This window comes from Nostoc sp. (assembly GCF_036917135.1).
Lineage (GTDB): Bacteria > Cyanobacteriota > Cyanobacteriia > Cyanobacteriales > Nostocaceae > Nostoc.
Window position 1 is genome coordinate 180,468 of record NZ_JBALEA010000057.1, and the last position, 19,185, is coordinate 199,652.

Sequence of the window (19,185 nt, forward strand, 5' to 3'; positions counted from 1 at the left end):
CCTTCACACTTCCACTAAAAATACTAACTGATTAAATTTGCTCCTTCACCCACTCCCGAAAATTCCGCGTCATTTTCATCACCCCAATTCTTTGACTTTCTTCTAAAAATCGAGCAATTTCAATTAAAGGCAATTGTGCAAAAATTAGCGAATTATTACACTCTATATATTGCCCTTGTTGCAATTGGTAAATATACAGCACACCTTCCTCATAACGCCAAAGTTCCATAACACCTAAAGACGCATAAATATCAAATTTATTCAGCGAAGAACTCGTTAAATCTATTTCTACTACTAAATCCGGTGCTGGATCACGGTTCAAATCAATTTCTGATTTGTTCCTCACCAACGCTTCATTGCGAATATAGTAACTGCTATCTGGTTCCGCACCACGCCGCAAATCTTCTCGTTTCAAAGTCGTTGAACCTGTAGGAAAAATCTCTAAATTCAACTCTTCACCCAAAACGAAAATGAGCATTTTCAATAAGCAATTCCAATGTTCATGCGGCATCAGTGGAGTCATAATTTCCAGCATTCCTTGGTCATAGGTGATGCGAGAGGCTCTATCCTCTCCCATCTCAGCTAGCATGGTTTCAAAAGTCTGCCAACTGATATTTCTCAATACAGCCCTTTGTTCTGAGGCGGCGCGTGTTGTTACCATTGCTCAATTTGTGAGTTACTACCACCAAAATAGCGTCAAATAAATACCCACCGTGAACTAATTCCTAACGCATCCCTCAAAGGAGATAGATAGGAGCCTAAACCCTGTTGTAAAATAGACATATAAGGATTCGGGGGGCCATTTAACTGGTCAAAAACGCCTATAGAAACTATTTTTGGAAATCTCCAAGGTCTGAAGTCCAGCCAGCTGAAGCAACTACAGCGACTGTACCACCAGCGCATACCAGGCGATCGCATCACCACACCTGACTTTTCCCAGCGTCTGGCAGCAATTAGCACAGAAGTCAATCAGCCTGTGTGCGCCTACATCAACCGTCGCGGGCAAGTGATTCGCGTCGGCGTCGGCACACCGCGTCAAACCCAAATACCACCGATGGAATTGCCCCGTTACGGTGCAGAACGACTCAGTGGTATTCGTTGCATCGCCACCCATCTCAAGGCAGAACCGCCCAACGAAGCGGCACTCACGGCGATGGCACTGCAACGCTTAGATGCCCTAGTTGTCCTAAATATAACCGGAGCGGGATTTACACGGCGGGGAGGCGGCGCAACTGGGTATGTCAAAGAAGCTTATCTAGCTCATCTGACACCCCAAGAGTCTCGCACCCTGATTCCTAGTCCTGCTGCTGTCAAGGTAGAGGAAAGCCAATTCGGCTTCGCTCACAATAAACAAATCCAATCCCCAAGTTGGAATATATCGCCACCTTTGGACTTAGACGATCTGGCAGACCAGGATTTAGTAGACTTGGTAGAAAATCTGGAAGCAGAATTCCAGCGCGAATTTATCGCCCAGGAAGTAGATGCTGACCACGATCGCGTCCTAATTGTGGGAGTGATGACCAGTGAGATTACTCCCCTACAATTCCAAGACAACCTAGTGGAATTGGGACGTTTAGTTGATACTGCTGGGGGAGATGTATTACAGACAATACAACAAAAGCGATCGCGTGTTCATCCCCAAACAGTAGTTGGCGAAGGTAAGGTGCAAGAAATTGCCCTAACAGCCCAAACACTAGGGGTCAATCTCGTCGTCTTTGACCGCGACCTTTCACCCTCCCAAGTCCGCAACTTAGAAGTGCAAATTGGTATCCGGGTGGTTGACCGCACTGAAGTAATTTTGGATATCTTTGCCCAACGCGCTCAATCTCGTGCCGGGAAATTGCAAGTAGAACTAGCACAGCTAGAATATATGCAGCCACGACTAGCTGGTAGAGGTCGCACCATGTCCCGATTGGGTGGTGGTATAGGGACTCGTGGCCCTGGTGAAACAAAACTAGAAACTGAACGCCGTGCCATTGGGCAGCGCATTTCCCGACTGCAAAAAGAAGTAACCCAGTTGCAAGCCCATCGTTCGCGGTTACGGCAACGAAGGCAGCATCGAGAAATTCCCTCAGTGGCTTTGGTTGGATATACTAACGCTGGTAAGTCCACCCTGTTGAATGCTCTCACTAATGCAGAAGTTTATACAGCTGACCAACTATTTGCTACTCTCGATCCCACCACGCGCCGCCTGGTGATTCCTTATGGCGAAACAAACGAACATCAGGAAATTCTGATTACAGATACGGTAGGTTTCATACACGAACTACCTGCATCATTAATGGATGCCTTCCGCGCCACCTTGGAGGAAGTCACAGAAGCTGATGCCCTACTACACTTGGTAGATTTATCTCACCCAGCTTGGTTGCGTCATATTCGCTCAGTCAGAGAAATCTTGGCGCAAATGCCAATAACTCCTGGTCCGGCGCTAGTTATTTTTAACAAGATTGATCAAGCCGATAGTGAGACACTAGCTTTAGCTAGAGAAGAATTCCCCCTAGCGGTATTTATTTCAGCCAGTCAGCGCTTGGGATTAGAAACCCTACGCCACCGCCTTGCTCAACTAATTGAATATGCCGTTGACAGTAGGTAAATGTTGAGTAACTACTTCAGTGTTAGCACTTTATATTAGTGTCGTGAATATTTAACTTTGGGGAAGGCGATAAATTGCCTTCCCTTATTTATTGCATTGTTATAGGGAAGAGTAGAAAAATTGAATTATGCTTTTAAACTTTAATTTTCCAGAGACTTTTAATGCACCATTTTAGCATTGCCACACCAGTCCAGTGGTTTTATATGAATATTTTAAATAAAACCCTGATAAAGCTGATTTTTCCCACTCAGTATGTTTTAAAGCATCAAATTGGAGTCCGATATTTAATTTAGCTCATGTACTTAGTGAAAGATTAAAATATCTACTCGTGTAGATTGGGATGAAATACCTATTGTAGCCTGGCTTTCTACAAGGTGACACTGCGCTCTATGCAACCTACAAATCTTACTCATGGAATAATCAATATCTCTCACAAATCTGTTGATTAAGTAATAACATCGAGAAACCAAATATTGATTATTAAATGTGGATATATACAATTTTAATTTAAAAATATATATCAAGTGTAAATACTGAGAATCTCCATTAATTCATAAAAACTATATTGATAATTCCAAATTTAAATTTTTAGCTAACCTCGATAAAGAACATAGACAAATTGTATTTATTTGTGTCAATTTAGACATTGGTAACTTCCATAAAAGAGTTATTTTGAGAGGTCTTAAATATCCTCAATAAAAAGAAAAGGAGTTTTAATCGCGTGTCTCAACCATATTCCAAGAAAATAGCGGGTTATGCAGTCTGTTGTATATCAGCATTAGCTGTGGTGACAGTTTCACAGATATCCCAAGCAGATGCAGCCTCTATGACTTTCTCAGTCACAGGAACTAACTTACTATCGAATAATGCTCTGGCATCATCAGTTGTCTTTGATGACTTACTCAATCCAGGTAAGTTGACAGTGACCCTGAAGAACATGAAAAATGTCTCAGTTCCTTCTGATGTCCTCACATCAGTCTTTTGGGACTATGCTGGATCTCCCTTAAATTTATCTTTAATTTCAGCAACAGCCCCAACGGTCACTCAAAACAACCCCTCTACCACTACAAATAATGTAAATCTTCTCAATACTCCTAATAATGGCAAAGAATGGGCATTTGCATCTACGACCAATTCCGCAGGACTTACTATTGGAGTAACCCAAGACTACGGTTTAGGTACTGCCGGCTTGGGTATTTTTCAAGGCATTGGTGGACAGCAGCAATTGAATTACGGCATTATTGACGGCTATAATGCTAATGCAAATTCACCAATTAAAGGGGGAAGTTTTATTGACAATTCTGCCACGTTTGTTTTGTCAGGACTACCCACTAACTTTGATATAAGCAAAATTGGTAGTGTTCGCTTCCAATATGGCACTACTTTAATTGAGCCTAGCATTATAAAAGCACAAGGCACTTATTATAGTCCTCCGCCTCCTGCACCTAAACAAGTACCTGAACCTGGGACGACAGCCGCCCTTGGTTTATTTGCAGTGGGTGCATTGAAAGTGGTGAGGAAAAAGTCTTTAGCAGTAGCCTAAATGACAGTATTTTAGTAGTAAACACTGACAAATACCGGATACTTACCTAAGATAAAATACCGTTTTTTTAGAAAGTTAAGTGTGTATCACCTAAATTTTGTAAAAATTGATCGAGTAAAACATGTGTAAATAGACCTGTACCGTTGAAAAGCTCACATTATTTATAGGCTTTTCAACGATTTTTCTTTTTGCATAGTTCTGCAAAAAAGCTAGCTAGGTGTAGCGGAAGTGGATCTCTAAGGAACTCAGCGATACCAAATAACTGAATTTAGTTAGCCACTTTTGAAAGTAAAGTCAAAACGGCATAGAACACCTACAGCCAGTGGCAAGGTTCTAAAATTAAGAAGTATTAAATCAAGTTGAGGACATTATGGCTGCAAAAGTAGAAATTTACACCTGGAGGACTTGCCCGTTTTGTATCCGTGCCAAAAGTTTGCTGAAGAACAAGGGAGTTGAATTTACCGAATACAGCATTGACGGGGATGAGGCAGCCAGAAATAAAATGGCTCAAAGAGCTAATGGACGGCGCTCTTTACCGCAAATTTTCATCAATGATGCACATGTTGGTGGTTGTGATGATATCCACGCTTTAGATAGTCAAGGCAAGCTGGATGAGCTACTAACTTCTAGTAATAGCATTTAGATTCAAAAGGTATTGCGCTAGCGACAAGCCGCTACACACGGCAGTCGCTACACTCTGGAAAAACAACGCGCTGCCTTTTTGCCCAAAAAAGCGATCTCTATCCACAAGACTTTACCCTCCAGATTCTACTCAGCAGTACAGATGTACGTCAATTGGTAAGATCATCAAGAGATAATAATTAAATAACCATTTAATTTCTTGGTGATTGAGGTATAAAGGGTGAAACTGGTTTTTATCATTGATCCTATCCATCTGCTTGACCCGTGTCATGATACCAGTGTTGCCCTGATTGAAGCAGCGCAAATCCTGGGACACGAAGTTTGGATAACTCAGGGAAATCTACTGAGTGTGGTGGAAAGCAAAGCTTGGGCTTTACTACGGCGAGTCGAAGTTGTACCAGTGCAGTTGGTAGACAGACGATGGGTAGCGGCCAATCCTTGGTATAAGTTGAGCGATTCTTCCTTAACTTCTTTAGAGACAATGGACGCCGTATTTATGCGGACAGATCCACCTGTCAATGATTCATACCTTTATGCGACTTATATTCTTGATTACATTGACCAAAATAAAACCCTGGTGATTAATAGTCCTAGTGGTATCCGAGGGGCAAATGAGAAAATGTACGCCCTCCAGTTTACTAAAGCGATTCCAGAGACGATTGTCAGTGCTGATAAGGAGTTGATTCGGCAATTTGTGGAAGCAAAGGGGGCAGCAATTCTCAAACCACTGGGTAACAAAGCTGGGGAAGGTATTTTGTTTTTGCAATCAGGCGATCGCAATTTTAACTCCATTGTCGAACTCAGTACCCTCCAAGGTCGAGTACCAGTAATGGTACAAACCTATTTACCGGAGGCAAAAGCAGGAGATAAGCGAATTATCTTGCTCAATGGCGAACCAATTGGTGCGCTCAATCGCCTCTCTAGCGGAACTGATTTTCGCAATAATATGGCAACTGGTGGCACAGTCGCTCAAACCGAAATTACCCCAAGAGAGTATGAAATCTGTACCCAATTAGCCGAACGCTTACGCCAAGACGGTTTAATTTTTGTGGGTATTGACATTATCGGTGGCTACCTAACTGAAGTTAATGTCACCAGTCCTACCGGAATTCGTGAGATTGATCGATTAGATGGCACTCGCCTTGGTCATCAGATAATTCAATGGATTGAACAAACCTTGAAAATTAAAAAATAATTTCCCCTTACCGATACCTTTAGTAAATTTACTTATCCTTAGTTGGGCAGGTCTTCCTATTTTTTGGTAACAAAAGCATAGCTGGACATACCAGCCAACAGACTCCTGCCCAAATCCATTCTATAAAGTAGCGTTGACGAGTTTTTTTACCAATTGCCAAAATTAGGTATGACAACAGATTGCTTACCCCTAACCTTGGTAAAACCCTGAAACTAGCAGATTTTATACAGCACTCAGCCTGAACCGAGACTGCTAAGTTAATCTAAAGTCGTTCGACTGAGCGCTCACATCGGAGTCTCAAATCCAAAATTTTTTAATTCCTTGGTGTACGTCGGTTTTTCAGAAAATCAGGTATATCCAATCCAATTTTTTCTTTTGGTTCTGGAATTGGAGTTGGAGTTGCAGTTGGAGTTGAGGTTGGGGGATTAACTGCGGGTTGCTGTGTTGCTGGTCGCTTAGAGGTGTTAGGTGCTACTCGAACGTTAGCTACGCTTTGTTGTACCGCAGCTTGCACTTCACCTGTAAATCCGGTGGCAATCACAGTAATTCTTACCTCACCTTGGAGTCTGTCATCAATTACAGCCCCAAAAATAATATTGGCATTGGGATCAACTACTTCATAGATTGCTTCTGCAGCTGCATTCACTTCATGCAAAGTCAGGTCAGTACCACCAGTAATATTAAAGACAACACCTCTAGCACCTTCAATAGAACATTCTAGTAACGGCGAAGAAATAGCTGCGATCGCAGCTTCTCTGGCTCTAGATTTTCCAGAACTCACGCCAATTCCCATCAATGCCGATCCCGCATCTGCCATCACAGCTCGGACATCAGCAAAGTCAACGTTTACCAAACCAGGGATCGTGATGATATCAGAAATACCTTGCACCCCTTGACGCAGCACATCATCTGCATAGCGAAAAGCTTCTTGCACAGGCGTTTGTTCGGGGATCACTTCCAACAGTTTGTTGTTAGGGATAATAATCAGCGTATCTACCCTACTTTTTAGTCCATCAATACCTTGTTCCGCTTGGCTGGTGCGGCGGCGTCCCTCAAACACAAATGGACGTGTGACTACACCAACAGTGAGAGCGCCCATTTCTTTGGCTATTTCTGCCACAATCGGGGCTGCGCCCGTCCCAGTACCACCGCCCATCCCAGCAGTGATAAATACTAGGTCTGCACCCTCCAAAGCCGTAGCAATTTCATCCCGTGATTCCTCAGCTGCCTTTTGACCAATGGCAGGATTACCACCTGCTCCTAAACCCCGCGTTAATTTCTGTCCAATTTGCAATCGACTTGGAGCGCCAGCTAAGGTAAGAGCTTGAGCATCAGTGTTAATTGACCAAAACTCTACCCCAGAGACATCAGACTCGATCATGCGGTTAACAGCATTGCCACCACCACCACCGACACCAATCACTTTGATGTTGGCGACCCGACCAGGAACAATCTCACCAATTCGGCTATTTTCCGCAAAAATCTTCTTATTATCGTGATTTTGTCCGAAGTTCATCCCGGAATTATTAAAGGGGTTGGTTGAGTTAACTGCCAGAGAGAACCCTGGCTGTCCCGCAGATTGGGAATTTTTATAGTTAAGTCCTTGGTTATTATCAAGTGTCATTGGATTTGTGAAAGGGTAGATAAACGACTTTTTCAGGTGTTATTCACCTAAGAGTCAACTTTAGTTTGACACTGCCACAATACTATGGCATTGTTCTTGATTGTTTTCACTACTGCCAAGCCTAACAGAATTAGCAGTGGGAAAATTTGCGATGGGATCAGCTTTTAACGCAGCCGATCGCACAGTCAATTCTAGAGAAGTATACCTATATTTATCTAAAAGTGACCTGTATAACTTCAACCAGACATTAATCTCTTGATTATTCTCATCAGAGGGCATCCCTTGTAAAGACACACTACAGGGTATCTTCTCTGCCTCAATAATAATATTGTTAATAGGTTTCACCATTGGGGATGATTGCAACTTTAGACACAAAATTTACATTCTACTTACTTATCCTTAAGGTTAAAATAAGCAAGAATTTACTTGTCAGACTATACCTGATTCATTTGTTCTTTGGGGGGTCTTAAGGGACACTTTGTCGGAGCAATAGTCTATCCTACAAGAACCCTTACTAGTGTGGTCAACAAATCAAGATTTCCTAAGTGGTTTCGTCATCCAATAAGAATTACAGCACAGATCAGTCCAAATTGATTGCCCATAAGCAATGCTTACGCCACTTTGGGCGGCATTTTTCCTTACAGATTGAAACTTCGGTAAACTGTCTTTGGAAGTGTCCTCAACAGACCAAAGCCGCAGCATTTTTGGCTCTGCACTTAGATGACGGCATAAACCGTTCTCATCAGTGCCCTCTGCTTTTAATGAAAAACTCAAGCATTTTTCTCTTTTTCGCACTAAGTTTAGTCAAAGAATGTATGGGCGGAATGCGTTTTGCACGCTATAGACCATCATTAGATTGTCCGACATTTTGCACCCTACTATTAGATGTTAGGGTAATAATTGAGGGTCTTTTACTCGGAATGGAGATTTTATGATTGATCTTCTTATTCTAATTAGAAGTTAATGCCGATTTTCGTCCGGTTTGCTGGAAAACTGAAAATAATAAATATATTTATCAGCATAAAGCTTCTGAATTTACCATGAGCTATCAATACATTAAACACCCTAGATGTTTTTAGGGATTTTGGGAGTTAATTTTTGGTTATTTTGGTTCATCTGTACTAATGGAACTTCGGGATTTTTCAGATCGATATACTCTATTTCACCGGAATTTAATTTTGCTGCTAAAGGGCGCATTTGGGCCAGTACCTTAATTTGTTCAGACAACTGGGAGCCTGGAACGCCGAGATGCACATTTCCTAGTTCTGTTTTCAAAATTAAATTCGCTGGATTTTGGCAATCAATTTCCATAACTTTCACCGGACTTTGGCTGACAGCTTGATGAAGTTGAGTCCAGTGGAGGCAGTATTGTTTTGGTGAACCAATTACTCTGAGATTAGGTAATTTGCTAGTGGGATTCAGTGATGTGTATTTTTCTAAGGGCATCCAGGCCCCACTTGCATCTAGTAAGCCGATTGTGACTTTTTTGTTGCTAGGTGTTTGAGTCACCGCTACAGGTACTCGTTCTTGAATTTCGATGATTAATCCCGGAGGAAACAGGCGGCGTTTGACGATCGCTTGGGCAATAGTTGGTTGTTTCTTCAAAGAGTTAGCGATCGCTGACGGTTCAATCCGCCACAAAGACTGGGGGTAAGGTAGCACCAACAGTGACTGAATTGTTTGATCCGACAGTAATTTATTACCTGATTTCATCACTATTTGTTTGGGAGCCTTTAGCATCCACACCGGTTGGACTGCCACCCACAGCAATCCACCCGCAAAACCAGTAATGGCAAAGGTTCGCCAAATAGCCTGAATAATTTTCATCTGCCGTTGCCGCCGTAATTTCTGACGACGCTGGGCTAGATCCGTGCGGGAAACTGATATTATGCCAGCCATTCAAACCCCTTTCTGGTTGCAATCTAAATTCCTTGACATACTCGGATCATGATTAATTTCAGTAAACACTATTGGCATCTGTTAGCCACTCTCCTCAAGACTTTTTTTATTTTTAGTAACACTTTACACTAACTACACAAGGATTATGGCGCTAGTGATCATTGCTATGAAAGTTTCCGGTGTCCATTTTTAACTGACTGTAGTCTTTTTGACAAGTTCTTTTTGAAGATTTTTCCCTAAAGATTACAAAATATTAATTCAGATGCTGAGAATTTTATTTTCTTGACAAATAGTATACGAAGTGATATATAAGTATTTCAGATATCTCTGTACCTTGCTATAATTCATACCAGTCCTATCTCATCAGTTATACAAACTGAGAACCATGTACTCTTGTAGCTTTTTTGACTGATTCACTAAGCATTAAAGGTTTGCACCAGATTAAACAAAAGCTAGAGATTGTCAAAACCTCAATAGCAGGTGTAAAAAGGACAGATGTGCTTAAGGTTATTATGGTCAATTAAATCTCTACCGTACTACTGACAGTGATAATGCACCAAGTCATGTTTCTTGTAAGACACTCCCAACTTGTGAGTCAATCGTATGCTTACATCCTGGATAGAGATTAATTGTATAAAAAATACGAATTAAACTGCATCTACATACACCTCTACATACATGAGAACGACATTAAACTTGTCACGATTTTATAAAGCATGTAACCCCAGCTACACGCTAAATATAAGTAACGGGCTAGATCGGCAGTATTACATAGATTTTGCTGATGTACGTGGTTGCAAGATTGTGGAAGAATTGCAACGGACTATCGTTCGGATTTCTCCTGATGAGCCAACCTGCCAGTTATTTACAGGCCACATTGGCTGCGGTAAGTCAACGGAATTACAGCGCCTCAAGACAGAACTGGAATTAGCGGGATTTCATGTGGTTTATTTTGAGTCTAGTCAAGATTTAGACATGGCGGATATTGATATCAGCGATATTTTGCTGAGTGTAGCCCGTCAAGTCAGTGCCAGTTTAGAAGGCATTAACATCAAACTCAAAGGTGGTTACTTTACCAATTTGTTTAAAGAAGTAGGCGATTTTTTGCAAAGTCCCATAGAGCTTTCTGGACAAGCAGAATTGTCTTTGGGTATTGCCAAAATTACCGCCAAAACCAAAGATAGCACCCAGATGCGAAATCAACTGAGGCAATATCTGGAACCACGTACCAATAGTATTTTGCAAGCGATTAACGAAGAAATTTTAGAAAAGGCTGTTGAACAGCTAAAGCTACGGGGTCAAAAAGGACTGGTAGTGATTGTAGATAATTTGGATCGAGTGGATATGCGTCCCTTAGCATCAGGGCGATCGCAACCAGAATACCTTTTTATCGACCGAGGTGAACAGCTACGCCGACTCAAATGCCACCTAGTTTACACAATTCCCCTAACGTTAATTTTCTCCAATGAGTATGAGACACTAAAAAATCGTTTGGGGGGAGGGATTGCGCCGAAAGTACTGCCGATGGTATTAGTGCGGCAAAGAGATGGCAATGACTACGAACCAGGGATGTCATTAGTGCGCCAATTAGTTCTAGCAAGAGCTTTTCCAGAAGTTCCTTTGAATGAAAGGCTTTCATTAATTACAGAATTGTTCGATCACTCCCAAACTTTGGATCGGATATGTCGCGTTAGTGGTGGTCACATTCGTAACTTATTGGGTTTACTTTATAGCTGCCTGCAACGACAAGATCCACCTTTTTCTAGGGACTGCTTAGAAGCCGTGATTAAGGACTACCGCGACGATCTGCTATTAGCTATTGATGAATCCCAGTGGGAATTATTGTTTGAAGTAGTGCAGCAGCAGAGAGTTAAAGGTGAGTCTGACTATCAGAGCTTACTGAGAAGTATGTATCTGTTTGAATATCGCGATCCTGTAGGTCGCTGGTTTGGGATCAGTCCAGCCTTGGCAGAAACAGAAAAAGTTTTGGCTTGGCAACAAAATAAGTAACAAGTCATTAGTTATTAGTTATTAGTCATTAGATTAAGGTACTTCCAAGAAATAAATTACCCAAAGAAACGAACCACTCCAGACATAGAGAAACCAGTGCGCCCTTGCGGTGACGGTGACCCGACTTGTACCGCTCCGGGGATCTTGCTACGCGTAGCTTTTCCCAGGGGGAGAAGCAACTGGCGTGACACAGAGGAATGAGGAGGAGAGAGTTTTTTAGCCAGTTTTTTGGGTATTTTGTTATTTGTCAGTCTCTAATACTAATACAAATGCCCAATTCCCAATGCCCCAAGCCCAATTCCCAATGACTAATGACAAGCAGCTACGCTTCTACACTAAAGAAAATCAGCATACTTTGCAAAGACTGATTAGAGCGATCGCACTTTCTCAAGGTCAATTTGCTCTGATTTTAGTTCGATGTAACTATAGGCGATTACGTGAGCAAATGTTAGAGAATATTCGCTCCACCACCAAAGACATCTATATCAGAGAAATCGTTCTCAATCCTTCAACTACTTCTTTACACAACACAATAGTCTCAGAACTATCTTTAGATAATCCTGCCGTCCTTACAGACTCTTTGCCATCTGCCGTGATGGTTTTCGGTATTGAGTCAACTACCTACCTGGAAAACTTACTTACAGGCATCAACCAAGCACGAGATATCTATGCCGCGACTTTTCCATTTCCAGTGGTGTTATGGCTACAAGATGATGTAGCATCATTACTTTCAAGATTAGCGCCTGATTTCAAAAGCTGGGCTGCAACTACTATTAAATTTGAAATGGCCAAAGCAGATTTAATTGCTTTGATCCGTGAAGAAGAAGAATCTCTATTTGCTAAAGTTCTAGCAGCAGGTGCCGAAACCTTTTTATCTAATGCCTTTCTAGATTTAGATCCCAAGTCCCAACACCGCCACGAAATAGAATCAGCCCGTAATGATTTGCTGCGTCTGTATGGTGTTAAATTAACACCAGGATTAGAAGCTAGTTTAGAATTTGTGTTGGGGCGAGATAAATACGCCAACGATCAAATTAATGGTGCTTTAGCCAATTATCAAAGAAGCCTAGCGTTGTGGCAGCAGGAAGCAAACAGAGTAGCGCAGTGGGAGAGTAATTCTTCTTTGCCCATCTCATCCCCTCGCCCTTCCCTCTCCTCCTTTTTACTCAAACAAGCAATAGTATTATTCCACCTGGGGCTTTGTTATCACCGAATGGCAGACTTATACCAGAATACTAGTAGCTATTGCGAACATGCTCTGTTGTGGTTTAAGCAATGCTTGGAGGTATTGGAGCAGGTACAAAGAGAAGACTTAGTTGCTAAATTCATTTTGCCTACTTGTGAAATGCTGCAACGATTACAAGCCTGGGATGAGTTAAAAGAATTAGCTCAAAAGTCATTACATCTACATAAAATTTATGGAACTCCCACACAAGTTGCTCAAAATTACGGCTTTTTGGCAAATGTGGCGGCTTCGGAGTCGAATTGGGTACTGGCTTATGAATTAGCGAATACAGCACTTTCTATTTCCGAAGAAGCAACAGAAGTTTCTCTGCGAGAAGCTTTGCGAACGCGGCGACAAGAAAGTTGGTATCTTCTCTTGCTCGCACGTACACAAAGGCATCTGGGTGAGTCGGAGGAAGCTATTAATAATTTGGAATGGGCGAGGGTAGTTTGTGAGCTACAACATCAGCCATCACTTTACTTAGAGATTTTAGAGGAACTGCGATCGCTTTACTTTTTTGAGCGTCATAACTATACAGAAGCCTTTAAGCTGAAGCAAGAAAAAATTAAAATAGAACATCAGTATGGCTTTCGTGCCTTTATCGGGGCAAGTCAATTGCAGCCACAACGCCCCAGAATTAACCCAGTACTGGAACCTGACAAAATACCGTTTATTCCTGAAGAAATTGCTCAAGAAATATCTGCTTCTGGACGGCAACAAGATGTCAATCGCTTAATTGAAAGAATTAGCCGTGCTGACTACAAACTCACAGTAATTTATGGGCCATCAGGTGTAGGTAAAAGTTCAATTCTCAAAGCTGGTTTAGTCCCAGCAATCAAAGGAAAAGTTATCGGTGAACGTATTGCAATACCGATTGTTTTATCTGTTTATACTGATTGGATGACAATCTTAATCAACAGTATGAACCAAGCGCTGGCATACACAGGAACATCCGTTAGTCTTGACTCTACACCCAATATTCTAGTAGAAAAAATTCGGTTAGCATCTGAGCGAAATCATACAATAGTTATCATATTAGACCAGTTTGAAGAATTTTTTTTTGTTAGTAATCCTCCCACACAAAGAATAGAATTTTATAAATTCTTTAGTGAATGTTTAAATATTTCTTATGTAAAAATTATTCTTTCCTTACGAGAAGATTATTTACATCATTTATTAGAATTTGAACGTTTGAGCCAGAAAAATAGTACTGGATTATATGATTTAGGCGTAATTAATAAAAATATTCTCGATAAAGATATTCGCTACTATTTAGGAAAATTCTCTAGTCAAGATGCCAAAGCCATAATTCAAAGTCTGACTCAACGTTCACATTATGAACTGAGTGAGGAATTAATTAACCGATTAGTGCAGGATTTGACAGGAGAATTAGACGAAGTACATCCAATTGAATTACAAATAGTCGGCGCTCAACTCCAAATAGAAAACATTACCACATTGGGACAATATAAGCTTTGTGGTGGCTCGACAAAATTGGTGGAACGCTGGCTGGGGGAAGTGATAAAAGATTGCGGTCAACAAAATGAAGAGTTAAGTTGGAAGTTATTATTTGAGTTAACTGATGAAAAGGGAACGCGACCGTTAAAAACTAAAGGTGATTTAGCGGCTACATTAGTTAATAATAATCATATAGATACAATATCAAGCTTTAACACAGTTGGGGAACTGATTTTAGAAATATTGGTGGGTTCTGGTTTGGTGTTGCGAGTTAGAGAAGAGTTAGGCGATCGCTATCAGTTGGTTCACGATTATTTAGTTGAACCAATTCGCCAAAAGAACAATTATGGTATGCTCGCCGAATTAGAAAAAATCAAACTTGAAAAAACTAGAGCGGAAGTAGCCCAAAAACTTAGTCAACAGCAACTAAATTTGGTGCTGCAACGGCGACTGCGAGAAGCACGGATCGCAGGCGCGATCCTGGCAATCATGGGGGGAACAATAGCAGCATTATGGTGGCAAGCCGACTTGCAAAAAAGAGCAGCAGTCCGCCAAACTCTCCGAGCTGAAAGCAGTGAAACCAACTTCAACATTAGTGCGATCACTGCTACTAGCGAAGCTTTGTTTGCCTCCAATAAAGAATTTGATGCCCTATTAGAAAGTTTGCGGGCTTGGAGAGGGCTTAAACAGGCAGAGGTTGTGCAACCAGATACCCGAATGCGAGTGGTGACAGCCCTGCAACAGGCAGTTTATGGCGTAACGGAGGTTAACCGCCTAGAAGGGCATACTGATATTGTTTGGGGAGTAACTTTCAGCCCAGATGGTCAGTTGCTAGCATCAGGTAGTCGAGATCAGACAGTGAAACTTTGGCGTCCTGACGGTACCTTACTCCAAACCCTCAAAGGTCACACTGATGCTGTTAGTTGTGTAAGTTTTAGCCCGGATGGTCAAAGCCTAGCCTCTGGCAGCCTCGACAAAACAGTGCAAATTTGGCACAAAAACCCGGTTACAGGTGAATTTAACCCTAAGCCATATAAAACCCTGAAAGGACATGGAGATTGGGTTTATAGCGTTAATTTCAGTCCTGATGGCGAATTACTAGCTAGTGGCAGTAAGGATAAAACCATAAAACTCTGGCGGAAAGACGGTAGCTTAGTAAAAATACTAAGGGGACATCAAGGGTGGGTTAACTGGGTAAACTTCAGTCCCGATGGTCAATTTATCGCCTCGGCCAGCGACGACAAGACAGTGAAAATCTGGCGACGGGACGGTAGCCTGGTTACAACTTTACAAGGACATCAGGACGGTGTGATTGTAGCTGTTTTCAGCCCGGATGGTAAATTTTTGGCATCAACAGGTCGAGATAAGACAGTGAAACTTTGGCAGCGGGAGATTAACAGTGCGAAAGACGGTTTTGACTTTCGTCTTTACAAAACTTTACGACAGCATAGCAATACAGTGTGGAGTTTGAGCTTTAGTTCCGATAGTAAAAAGTTAGCTTCCGCAAGTGAAGACAAAACCATAAACCTCTGGAGTATCACAGGTGCTTTACTCAAAACCTTCAAAGGACACAGCGATGCTGTCGTCAGCATCGCTTTCAGTCCAAATAACAAACTGCTGGCATCAGGAAGTTTCGACAAAAGCGTGAAACTATGGAGTTTAGATGCTCCAACACCGTCTATTCTGCAAGGGCATCAGAAGCGAGTTTTGAGCGTTGCTTGGAGTCCCGACGGTCAGATGCTAGCTTCTGGTAGTAGCGATCGCACTGTCAAACTTTGGCAACGCTACACCACTAGTGGCGAGGTAAAAACCAGACTATACAAAACTTTGGTGGGGCACACAGACCAAGTTTCTAGTGTCAGTTTTGACCCAAAAAGTGAAATCCTGGCCTCAGGAAGTTTTGACAAAACAGTTAAACTTTGGCGGCTTGACGGTACTTTAATCAGGACTCTCCACGGGCATAACGATGGTGTGATGAGCGTCAATTTCAGTCCTGATGGTCAGTTTTTAGCATCAGCTAGCAAAGATAAAACAGTGAAACTTTGGAACCGTCAAGGCAAGTTGCTCAAAACCTTAGTGGGGCATCAGGGTTGGGTAAATAGCGTAAATTTCAGCCATGATAGTCAGGTTTTAGCCTCTGCCAGTGACGATCAAACTGTTAAACTTTGGCAAAGGGATGGTACTTTGCTTAAAACTTTCTCGCCGAATGACAGCTGGGTGATGGGTGTCAGCTTTAGTCCCACCGACGAGTTACTCGCTTCTGCTAGCTGGGATAACACCGTGAAACTGTGGCGACGGGATGGGACGTTGTTAAAAACCCTATTAAAAGGGTACAGCGATAGCGTTAATGCCGTCAGTTTCAGCCCCAATGGTGAATTGCTCGCCGCCGCCAGTTGGGACAGTACAGTGAAACTCTGGAGCAGTGACGGCAAATTAATTAAAAGTCTCAATGGGCATCGCGCTTCAGTCTTAAGTGTCAGTTTTAGCCCAGATGGCCAAACATTAGCATCAGCTAGTGATGACAAGACGATAATTCTATGGAATTTACACCTTGATGATTTGCTTGTTCGTGGTTGCGACTGGGTGGGCGATTACCTCAAGCACAATCACAATCTTGAGAAGCGCGATCGCCTTCTTTGTGATGGCATAACCCGTAAAAACCCTCTTTAATTAGGAATTACGAATTAGATTGAAGCCTCAATCAGGAACCGCTTTTGGTTTAGCGGTTGATGAGGCGATCAGAGTTGTTAATTCAGAGCTACAAAATAATTTTCGGGATGATCAGCTCAAGGAGCGATCGCTCTGCAAAACTTCATGGTTATTTTCTTCGGGACGCTCTTGTGGCAAATTGGCTAAAAAAGCTTGTAGTCTCATCCGCTCAATATAAGGCCAGCCTCCCTCAGACTCAATATCTTTCAGCAGTGAGTAGAGTTGCTGACGGTTAACAGGCAAACTCTCTTGAAAAACCCCATCCCGGATCTCTCGGTGTAACTGCTCCAATTGCCGCAATAAAGCTAAAAGAGCTACAGTATCGTCTTTACAAGTTGTAACTGTATCACCTACCACAGTTGCGATCGCTTGCAGTTGAGAGGACAACTTCTCTAATTCCAGATTTTTGTGATCGTTCATGCCACCCTTTCCGTATAAATTGAGGTCAACTCAAATTTACCGGAGATTTTTAATTTTCCCTAGTTTGTCGCTCTTGTACCCTCACTTGCCCTAGTCAGGGGTGAATATAACTAGATTTGTATCTTTATCAAAAGCAATTGCGATCGCTCCTAAAAGAGCGTAGTAACCTTTAGCATAGCCTCCACAGCAGCTAGATGTGATCAGAACGAGACTTTCTTCGATTTTGAGTACTTTGATTTTGAGTTAAAAAAAATCGTATGATCTGGCTGATTTACCCATCAAACAATGGGCTGTATGTAGTAGCGTCACATACATGATACAAAAAGACTTGGGCGATGCTGCTTTTGCTATATGCAAAAGCAAAGTGCGAAGCAGACACCCCTCTTCGCGCTCTTCGAGGCAAGCATTTATTGCTCTGTGTGGAGCTTACTCATCCACCCGCCCAACTCTAACAAATGCCACCAACAGTAAAACTGCTGGTTTTTTGCTCCCCAAGTAACACACATCCAAAATGGATGCAGTGTGCTACTTAGTCTGGGGTTTACACCCCAAGCTCAAGAGAGCGACACGTTTAACACGTTTAGCAGAGAAAAGTTTGAGCAGAGGCTGACAACCTAAAGTCCCGGACACTTGCTTCAACTCTCTTAAGCAGAGCAAAGCCGTATCCGACCAAAGGTAGCTTTTTGCAGAGTAGCGGCTTCTCATCAGAGATCAAAGCTTCGATGCAGTTTTACAACTTAGATATTAATTTTTGAGATTGAGGTTGACCATGAGGTATCGCGCTTTAATTGTTGCATTCTTGGCTTTGTGCCTGGGTCTAATAACTGCTTGTAGTGATGCTCCTACTAGTAGTAGTGGTAGAGATGTACTCACTTACGATCAAATTCGTGGCACTGGTTTGGCTAACAAATGCCCCCAACTAGCAGAAACAAGCCGTGGTTCTATTCCCATTGATTCTAGCCAGTCTTATGCCATCAAAGAACTTTGCTTGGAACCAACTAGCTTCTTCATCAAAGAAGAACCTGCTAATAAACGCCAAGAAGCAGAATTTGTTGCTGGTAAATTGTTGACCAGATACACTTCCACCATTGACCAGGTGCAAGGTAACTTAAAAATCAACGCCGATAATAGCCTGACCTTTGCGGAAACCGATGGTCTGGATTTCCAAGCCATCACAGTGCAACTTCCTGGTGGTGAGCGAGTACCTTTCCTGTTCACCATCAAAAACTTGGTTGCTCAAACCCAACCCAGTTTGACCAGCATCAACACCTCCACGGACTTTGAAGGCACCTTCAAAGTTCCTTCCTATCGTGGTGCTGCCTTCCTCGATCCCAAGGGTCGTGGTGTCGTCAGTGGCTACGATAATGCTGTGGCTCTCCCCGCCCAAGCGGATGATGAGGAACTTACCCGCACTAACGTCAAGCGTGCTGAAATTCTCACTGGCAAGATTTCTCTGCAAATCGCTAAAGTGGATAACTCTAGTGGTGAAATTGCTGGTACTTTCGAGAGCGAACAGCCATCTGATACAGATTTAGGTGCTGGCGAACCTAAAGAAGTTAAGATTCGCGGTCTATTTTATGGACGTGTTGAACCGACTCGTAGCTAAATCCTCGAAAGTAACTTAACTGACTGGTACTCAGAACGACAATTCTGTAACTATCAGACTTGATCACAAAACTTAACTTATAGCGGTTCTCCTTTGTATGCAATACAGTTAATCCCCTTTCCTTGCTTTTAAGAGGCTGGGGGTTAGGTCTGTATTGAACTCAACCGAGAAGCGCTATATTTACCATCTTTTTTCAGGAGGGTTGATAGGTTTTCTACAAAGATGGGGAAAAGTTAAAGTAGAGCAAAATTGTGGGCGAAA

Annotated in this window: 13 protein-coding genes; 7 read left to right on the plus strand and 6 right to left on the minus strand. The window is 42.3% G+C overall.

Annotated elements, in window-relative coordinates; all coding sequences use genetic code 11:
* Window positions 1-31: 31 nt before the first annotated feature.
* Window positions 32-661, minus strand: coding sequence for a Uma2 family endonuclease (locus V7K50_RS16795; protein ID WP_334961888.1), 630 nt, complete (start codon window positions 659-661; stop codon window positions 32-34).
* Window positions 662-696: 35 nt separating this feature from the next.
* Window positions 697-969 carry a hypothetical protein gene (locus V7K50_RS16800; RefSeq protein WP_334961890.1) on the minus strand — a complete coding sequence of 91 codons (273 nt, stop codon included), beginning with the start codon at window positions 967-969 and terminating at the stop codon, window positions 697-699.
* On the opposite strand from V7K50_RS16800, the gene hflX reads away from it, so the two are divergent.
* The 4 genes from hflX (at window position 854) to gshB (ending at window position 5,973) form a co-directional block, all read left to right on the plus strand.
* Complete coding sequence (gene hflX, locus V7K50_RS16805) at window positions 854-2,593, plus strand: GTPase HflX (RefSeq protein ID WP_334962023.1); 1,740 nt, start codon at window positions 854-856, stop codon at window positions 2,591-2,593. The two genes, V7K50_RS16800 and hflX, sit on opposite strands and share 116 nt — an antisense overlap.
* Before the next feature lie 721 nt (window positions 2,594-3,314).
* Window positions 3,315-4,136, plus strand: coding sequence for an XDD4 family exosortase-dependent surface protein (locus V7K50_RS16810; RefSeq protein ID WP_334961892.1), 822 nt, complete (start codon window positions 3,315-3,317; stop codon window positions 4,134-4,136).
* Window positions 4,137-4,506: 370 nt separating this feature from the next.
* Window positions 4,507-4,779 (plus strand): glutaredoxin 3, encoded by a 273-nt coding sequence (gene grxC, locus V7K50_RS16815; protein WP_334961894.1) that lies wholly within the window; start codon window positions 4,507-4,509, stop codon window positions 4,777-4,779.
* Between the two features lie 219 nt (window positions 4,780-4,998).
* Window positions 4,999-5,973 (plus strand): glutathione synthase, encoded by a 975-nt coding sequence (gene gshB, locus V7K50_RS16820; RefSeq protein ID WP_334961896.1) that lies wholly within the window; start codon window positions 4,999-5,001, stop codon window positions 5,971-5,973.
* 313 nt (window positions 5,974-6,286) lie between these two features.
* Here the strand turns inward: gshB and ftsZ are convergent, their stop codons facing one another.
* The 3 genes from ftsZ to V7K50_RS16835 form a co-directional block, all read right to left on the minus strand.
* Entirely contained in the window at window positions 6,287-7,597 is a 1,311-nt protein-coding gene (gene ftsZ / locus V7K50_RS16825) for a cell division protein FtsZ (RefSeq protein ID WP_334961898.1), read from the minus strand.
* Between the two features lie 60 nt (window positions 7,598-7,657).
* Window positions 7,658-7,945 carry a hypothetical protein gene (locus V7K50_RS16830; RefSeq protein ID WP_334961900.1) on the minus strand — a complete coding sequence of 96 codons (288 nt, stop codon included), beginning with the start codon at window positions 7,943-7,945 and terminating at the stop codon, window positions 7,658-7,660.
* Window positions 7,946-8,662: 717 nt separating this feature from the next.
* Window positions 8,663-9,496 carry a cell division protein FtsQ/DivIB gene (locus tag V7K50_RS16835; RefSeq protein WP_334961902.1) on the minus strand — a complete coding sequence of 278 codons (834 nt, stop codon included), beginning with the start codon at window positions 9,494-9,496 and terminating at the stop codon, window positions 8,663-8,665.
* A 678-nt stretch (window positions 9,497-10,174) separates the two neighbouring features.
* Here V7K50_RS16835 and V7K50_RS16840 point away from each other — a divergent pair.
* Window positions 10,175-11,506 carry a P-loop NTPase fold protein gene (locus tag V7K50_RS16840; protein WP_334961904.1) on the plus strand — a complete coding sequence of 444 codons (1,332 nt, stop codon included), beginning with the start codon at window positions 10,175-10,177 and terminating at the stop codon, window positions 11,504-11,506.
* A gap of 304 nt (window positions 11,507-11,810) precedes the next feature.
* Window positions 11,811-16,859 carry an nSTAND1 domain-containing NTPase gene (locus V7K50_RS16845; RefSeq protein ID WP_334961906.1) on the plus strand — a complete coding sequence of 1,683 codons (5,049 nt, stop codon included), beginning with the start codon at window positions 11,811-11,813 and terminating at the stop codon, window positions 16,857-16,859.
* A 111-nt stretch (window positions 16,860-16,970) separates the two neighbouring features.
* Here the strand turns inward: V7K50_RS16845 and V7K50_RS16850 are convergent, their stop codons facing one another.
* Complete coding sequence (locus tag V7K50_RS16850; RefSeq protein ID WP_334961908.1) at window positions 16,971-17,318, minus strand: hypothetical protein; 348 nt, start codon at window positions 17,316-17,318, stop codon at window positions 16,971-16,973.
* Between the two features lie 769 nt (window positions 17,319-18,087).
* Here V7K50_RS16850 and V7K50_RS16855 point away from each other — a divergent pair.
* Window positions 18,088-18,924, plus strand: coding sequence for a photosystem II manganese-stabilizing polypeptide (locus tag V7K50_RS16855; protein ID WP_334961910.1), 837 nt, complete (start codon window positions 18,088-18,090; stop codon window positions 18,922-18,924).
* Window positions 18,925-19,185 lie beyond the last annotated feature (261 nt).

Bases quoted from the DNA above. Each gene is read 5' to 3' on its own strand.
- V7K50_RS16830 (WP_334961900.1), bottom strand. From the start codon at position 7,945: ATGGTGAAACCTATTAACAATATTATTATTGAGGCAGAGAAGATACCC.
- grxC (WP_334961894.1), top strand. From the start codon at position 4,507: ATGGCTGCAAAAGTAGAAATTTACACCTGGAGGACTTGCCCGTTTTGT.
- ftsZ (WP_334961898.1), bottom strand. From the start codon at position 7,597: ATGACACTTGATAATAACCAAGGACTTAACTATAAAAATTCCCAATCT.
- V7K50_RS16855 (WP_334961910.1), top strand. From the start codon at position 18,088: ATGAGGTATCGCGCTTTAATTGTTGCATTCTTGGCTTTGTGCCTGGGT.
- V7K50_RS16845 (WP_334961906.1), top strand. From the start codon at position 11,811: ATGACTAATGACAAGCAGCTACGCTTCTACACTAAAGAAAATCAGCAT.
- V7K50_RS16835 (WP_334961902.1), bottom strand. From the start codon at position 9,496: ATGGCTGGCATAATATCAGTTTCCCGCACGGATCTAGCCCAGCGTCGT.
- V7K50_RS16850 (WP_334961908.1), bottom strand. From the start codon at position 17,318: ATGAACGATCACAAAAATCTGGAATTAGAGAAGTTGTCCTCTCAACTG.
- V7K50_RS16840 (WP_334961904.1), top strand. From the start codon at position 10,175: ATGAGAACGACATTAAACTTGTCACGATTTTATAAAGCATGTAACCCC.
- V7K50_RS16795 (WP_334961888.1), bottom strand. From the start codon at position 661: ATGGTAACAACACGCGCCGCCTCAGAACAAAGGGCTGTATTGAGAAAT.